We start from the raw sequence: 5,134 nt of genomic DNA, 5'->3' as shown, positions 1-5,134 counted from the left end.
CGCGCGGTCGGCGGCGACCTCCAGCGCACGCGGCGAGCGGCGCAGGCCCAGCGCCTCCCGCAGCGGCGTGTCGGTCAGCGCGATCACGCCGCTGCGCGCGAGCGGCCGGGCGAAACCGGGGAACCAGCCCTGGAAGATGGCGATCGTCGCCTCGGCCACGCGGCGGCTCGGCTCGTTGAAGGCGTAGTGCTCGCGCTCGTAGCCGTCGAGCAGGGCGGCGAACTCCTCGTAGGTCTCCGGGATGTCCTTCAGGCCCATGAGGCGGCCCATGTGCCGGAACGTGTTGACCGTCGCCCGCACCTCGTGCCGGCTGTAGGGCCGCCAGCCGTACCGGGAGATCCACCGCACCGGCACGACGACGAAGGTCGACAGCACGTAGAGGAAGTCGTCGTTGCTGATCGGGTACCGGCCGTGGATCCGGTTCATCTGCCGGATCGCCGCCCGTCCCCGAGGGGCGTCCATGCCGCCGTCGCGTGTCGTCTCGTACAGCAGGACGACGGTGTCGTCGTAGCGCTTCTGACCGTGGTCGGCGAACTCGCGCGTCCGGTCGAGCAGCCCGCCGATGGACGGCACGGCGTAAGTGCGGAAGAGCGCGAGTTCGAGCGCGCGGGTCACGTCCCAGGGGAATTCGTACTCGGTGCTGATCCGGTAGATCTCCTGGTAGTCGCTCTCGGGATCGAGCCGCTGGATCTGCCGGAGCCGGGAGTAGCGGGCCATGCAGCCCTCCGGGGGGTAAGAGGTCGCTTACAAGGGATCGGCGCGAGCATCGTACGGGACGAGCGAGCCCCATGCTGTGGCAGGCCTCACAGTGACCGGGCGGCGGCGTGTCGTGAGGGGCGCCGATCAGGCGATCGCGGCGAGAATTCCGTCCAGGCCCGCGTGGAACCGGCCGTCCCGGTCGAGGTCCGGCATCGTCTCGGCGGCCTGCTCGCGCGCGTCGAGGGCGACCGTGCCGAGGAGGTAGCCGAGGAGGGTGTGCGCGCCGACCGCCGCCTCGGCCTCGGTGCGCCCGGCGGTGCGCAGCAGGTCCTGGATCGACTGGGTGGTGGCCATGAGCGCGGCGGGGTTGCGCCGGGTCACGATGAGCGGCATCACGCCGATGTGTTCGAGCAGGCGGTCGCGGTAGCCGTCGGCCCACCGGCGCAGCCGGCCGTGCGCGTCGCCGGCGCCGGGCGGCACCGGATGGGCGGCCACGTACGCGATCAGCTGTTCGAGCAGCTGTTCCTTGCCGTGGGGGAGGTGGTGGTAGATCGCCATCGCCTCGACCTCGAGGGCGTCGCCGAGCCGGCGCATGGTGAGGCGGCCGAGCCCCTGGCCGTCGATGAGGTGGAGCGCGGTCTCGATGATGCGCTCACGGGTGAGCGGCGGTCTCTGCGACATGACCGCACCTTACTATGTAAAGGCGGCCGCCGGGTAGTGTCCCGGCCGCGTGTCACCCCTCGCCACCCTCTACCCTGGGCTCGGACAGCAACCAAGGGAGGAGTGCCCTCATGAGCGAACGCGGTGAGCGAACCGGGAAAGACCGCGCGCCCGGTCACTCCTTCGACGAAGGAGGGCTCGTGAGAGAGCGGAGCGAGCGAACCAGGGAACACGTCCGCCCGGTCACTTCCCCGACGAAGGAGGGCTCATGAGCGTGGGGCGCAAGATGAGTCCGGAGGTCGTCGAGCGCTACACCGCCGACAAGGAGCTCGCCGCCGGCCTGCGCGACAGGCTCGCCGACGCGCAGGAGGCCGAGAGCCGGCTCCGCTCCGCCCAGGCCGAGCACCGGCCGTACGCGGACGTGCGTGAGCTCGCCATCTCCTACGACCGTGCACTGTTCGACGCGCTGGCCGCCGCGAACGCCGCCGAGCGCGTGGCGATGGGGCCCAAGACCTATGAGGCCGGCAACGCCACGCAGCGCCGCGGCGCGCAGATCGCCGCGCGCCGCTCGCGGGCCAAGCCGTCGGTGCGGCCGTACACCGACGAGGCCGACCGGCTGCGGTCGCTGCGCGAGGCGCACAAGCTGAGCTTCCGCACCAGCCCGTCGACCGCGAGCTGAGCCGGTCGTCTCGTAGATCGTTCGCTTGCATCCGGTCATCAGGACGGTGACCTGACGGCGGGGCGCGGCTCCGCTGGGCACACTTGGCGCAGACGTTGATCGTCTCGTGCGCTCGTGCCCGTGGAGCCGCGGCCGGCCACGGCCATCGAACGCTTTCGCGCCAGGGGGTGGCGCGACCAGCGTGAACACGGCGCACCAAGTGGCACGGGCCGTCCAACTCTGAGAATCTACCGACTCGATGAGTCGTCGTGGGCCACAGTGCCCGGTCCGCTCGCGGCGAAGCGAGCCAGTGGGAAGTGCTCTGTCCGGGGGGATCACGTGGAGCGCACGCCGCCAGATCGGCGCGACCTTCTGCGCGCGTGCAGAGAGGGCGTCGTCGCGATCTGTGAGCTGGCCGCGCACTTCTCCGACTGGTCCGTGCCCACGCCGTGCCGCGAGTGGGAGGCCATCGACCTGGCCGGTCACCTTCGCTGCGTGGCGGAGAACTTCCACGAGTACCTCAACGACGCCCCGTTCAGCCGCCTGTCCCGGCTGTTCGCCCAGGACGCCCCCGCGGCCCTTCTCGTACGCCAGCTCTCCCGGCAGAACGCCGCCGAGCTCGCCGTGCTGCCCCCTGCCACGGGCCGCGAGCACATCGTCGCGTTCGCCATCTCGGCCGAGGCGTACGCCGACCGGCTGCCGGACGTGTGGGACGAGCCGTACCTGTCCTATCGCGGCACCAGGCTGACGGCGGGCGAGCACGCCGGGGCGGTGTGCGTCGAGTGGCACCTGCACGCCTGGGACCTCGCCCGCGCCCTCGACAAGGACCACCGCCCGAGCCGGCCCGACGTCATCGAGGCCGCCTGGCGCACGGGCGTGCCCCACCTGCCCGCGCCGAACGGGGGAGACCGCTGGGAGGCCGTCCTACGCGCCTCCGGCCGGGCCCCCGACTGGCAGCCCGCCTGACATCGCCTGTCAGCGCGGTGTGGCCACGCCGCCCCGATCGATCAGCGCCCTGTCAGCACGCCCGGCGAGGCTCTGGGCGATCGAGACGACAGGGAGAGTGTCATGCGAAGGATTCTCATCGTTGGCGCGAGCATCGGAGGGCCGACGTTGGCCTACTGGCTGCGGAGGTACGGGTTCGAGGTCACGGTCGTGGAGCGCGCGCCCGGCCTGCGGCCCGGTGGCCAGGCGATCGACGTGCGGGGGCCGGCGATCGAGGTGGTCCGGCGCATGGGCGTGCTGGAGGAGGTCCGCCGCCGGAGCACGGATCTGCGCGGCATGTCGGTGGTCGGCCGGAACGGGGAGGAGCTGTCCACCACGACCGACCGCACCGCGAGCGGCGGCGACGTCGCCGGGCCGGACGTGGAGATCCTGCGCGACGATCTGGCCGAGATCCTCGCCGGCGCCGGTGAGGCCGAGTACCTCTTCGGCGACGCGATCGCCTCGCTCGACCAGGACGCGGACGAGGTCCGGGTCGTCTTCGAGAGCGGCACGCGGCGGACCTTCGACCTGGTCGTCGGCGCGGACGGGGTGCACTCCTCGACGAGGCGGCTGGTGTTCGGGCCGGAGGAGGATTACCTGCGGCACCTCGGCAGCTACCTCGCCGTCTGGACGGTGCCGAACTTCCTCGGCCTGGACCGCTGGGAGGTGGTGTACCCGATGAGCGGCGACCACTGGGGTGCGATGGTGATGAGCGTTCGCGGCAACCGGGAGGCGAGGGCCTACGTCGGCTTCGACGCGGAGGCGCCGCCCGCCGCGTTCCAGCCCTCGGACGTGGGCGAGCAGAAACGCCTGGTGGCGAAGTGGTTCGCCGATGCGGGCTGGGAGCTGCCGCGGCTGCTGAAGTACATGGAGGACGCGCCGGACTTCCACTTCGACGCCATGGCGCAGATCCACCTGGACGCGTGGTCGCGCGGCCGCGTCGCGCTGGTCGGCGACGCGGGGTACTGCGGGTCGCCCGCCTCGGGGCAGGGCACGAGCATGGCGCTCGTCGGCGCGTACGTCCTCGCGGGCGAGCTGGCGCAGGCCGACGGCGACCACGTGGCGGCGTTCGCGGCGTACGAGCGCGAGTTGCGCGGTTACGTGGCCGGCAACCAGGCCCTCGCGCTGGTGAACCAGGCGCAGCGGCGGAACCAGGAGGAGGCCGGCGAGACGGCGCTTCCGGAGAACCCGCGCGAGGTGGTCGACGCGTACACGCTGAAGGACTACTGACCGGCGGCGGACATGACCTCGAACATCGGGTGCGGTTCGCGCAGCGCGCGGGAGACCGGGTCGTCGCGGTGGGGCCGGTCGGCCGCCGGACCCGGCCGGATCTCCAGCAGGTCCGGCGGCACATAGCCGCCGCACGCGGGGCACGCGCCGGTACGGTCGACGCGTGTCCCGCAGGCGGCATGGGTGAAGATGCGGCTCGGGCCGTCGGGTGACAGGTGCCGCGCGCCCCAGTGGGCGAGGGCGTTGACGGCGGGCCACAGCTCGCGGCCGCGCTCGGTGAGGACGTACTCGTGGCGGAGCGGCGTCTGCTGGTACGGGCGCCGTTCCAGCACCTCGGCGTCGACCAGCGCCTCCAGTCGGGCGGCGAGCACCGCGCGCGGGACGTCGAGATGGGCCAGGAAGTCGTTGTAGCGGCGGACCCCGTAGAAGGCGTCGCGGACGATCAGCAGCGTCCAGCGCTCGCCGAGGAGCTCCAGCGCCCGGGCGAGCGCGCAGTCCTGCCGTTCGTAGTCCTTGCCGAGTGCCATGGCCCGAGTCTACCTGATGAGTTCATTGACCGAACCTGCTACGGTCGGGGCGAATCACTAGATTCGTTCATTGAACTCACGGAGGTGGTCCATGGCTGCCACGGTGGCCCGGGCCGGCGGATCCGTCCGGTCCGGCACGCTCACCGTCGTCGCGGTCGCGACGACGCTCGCGCTGATGAACTACAACGCCACCTTCTCCACGCTTCCGGCGATGGCCCGTGACCTGCGGGCCGGCACGGGCGGGCAGACGTGGATCCTCGGCGCGATCTCACTCGGCACGGCGATGCTGCTGCTCGCCGCCGGCAGGCTGGCCGACGACCACGGCCGCCGGCGGGTGTTCGCCGCCGGGTCGGCGGGGCTGGCCGTCGCCACCGTG

The 5,134-nt window shown here is 72.1% G+C and carries 7 protein-coding genes; 4 read left to right on the top strand and 3 right to left on the bottom strand.

The features are described from left to right. Positions 1-717: oxygenase MpaB family protein (locus ACFFNX_RS41740; protein WP_378211733.1), on the bottom strand; the 717-nt coding region annotated here is incomplete at its 3' end. 126 nt (positions 718-843) lie between these two features. Next, positions 844-1,380, bottom strand: a complete 537-nt coding sequence (locus ACFFNX_RS41735) for a TetR/AcrR family transcriptional regulator (RefSeq protein WP_378211731.1) — start codon at positions 1,378-1,380, stop codon at positions 844-846. Between the two features lie 247 nt (positions 1,381-1,627). On the opposite strand from ACFFNX_RS41735, the gene ACFFNX_RS41730 reads away from it, so the two are divergent. The 3 genes from ACFFNX_RS41730 to ACFFNX_RS41720 all read left to right on the top strand — a co-directional run bounded on the left by ACFFNX_RS41730 (position 1,628) and on the right by ACFFNX_RS41720 (position 4,231). Then, a complete protein-coding gene (locus ACFFNX_RS41730) occupies positions 1,628-2,038 on the top strand; it encodes a plectin (RefSeq protein WP_378211730.1) in 411 nt (136 codons plus the stop codon). Positions 2,039-2,356: 318 nt separating this feature from the next. Then, positions 2,357-2,983, top strand: a complete 627-nt coding sequence (locus tag ACFFNX_RS41725) for a maleylpyruvate isomerase N-terminal domain-containing protein (protein WP_378211729.1) — start codon at positions 2,357-2,359, stop codon at positions 2,981-2,983. A gap of 102 nt (positions 2,984-3,085) precedes the next feature. Further along, positions 3,086-4,231, top strand: coding sequence for an FAD-dependent monooxygenase (locus ACFFNX_RS41720; protein ID WP_378211728.1), 1,146 nt, complete (start codon positions 3,086-3,088; stop codon positions 4,229-4,231). On the opposite strand, the gene ACFFNX_RS41715 is transcribed toward ACFFNX_RS41720, so the two are convergent. Then, the gene (locus ACFFNX_RS41715) at positions 4,225-4,758 is read right to left on the bottom strand and encodes a winged helix-turn-helix transcriptional regulator (RefSeq protein WP_378211726.1); all 534 of its coding nucleotides are present in this window, start codon (positions 4,756-4,758) and stop codon (positions 4,225-4,227) included. The two genes, ACFFNX_RS41720 and ACFFNX_RS41715, sit on opposite strands and share 7 nt — an antisense overlap. Positions 4,759-4,849: 91 nt before the next feature. On the opposite strand from ACFFNX_RS41715, the gene ACFFNX_RS41710 reads away from it, so the two are divergent. Then, on the top strand, positions 4,850-5,134 hold a 285-nt coding region (locus ACFFNX_RS41710; protein ID WP_378211725.1), incomplete at its 3' end, for an MFS transporter.

Source organism: Actinoallomurus acaciae (genome assembly GCF_042429965.1).
Lineage (GTDB): Bacteria > Actinomycetota > Actinomycetes > Streptosporangiales > Streptosporangiaceae > Actinoallomurus > Actinoallomurus acaciae.
Note: the sequence above shows the minus strand (reverse complement) of the source record. Positions and strands in the feature narration are given on the sequence as shown.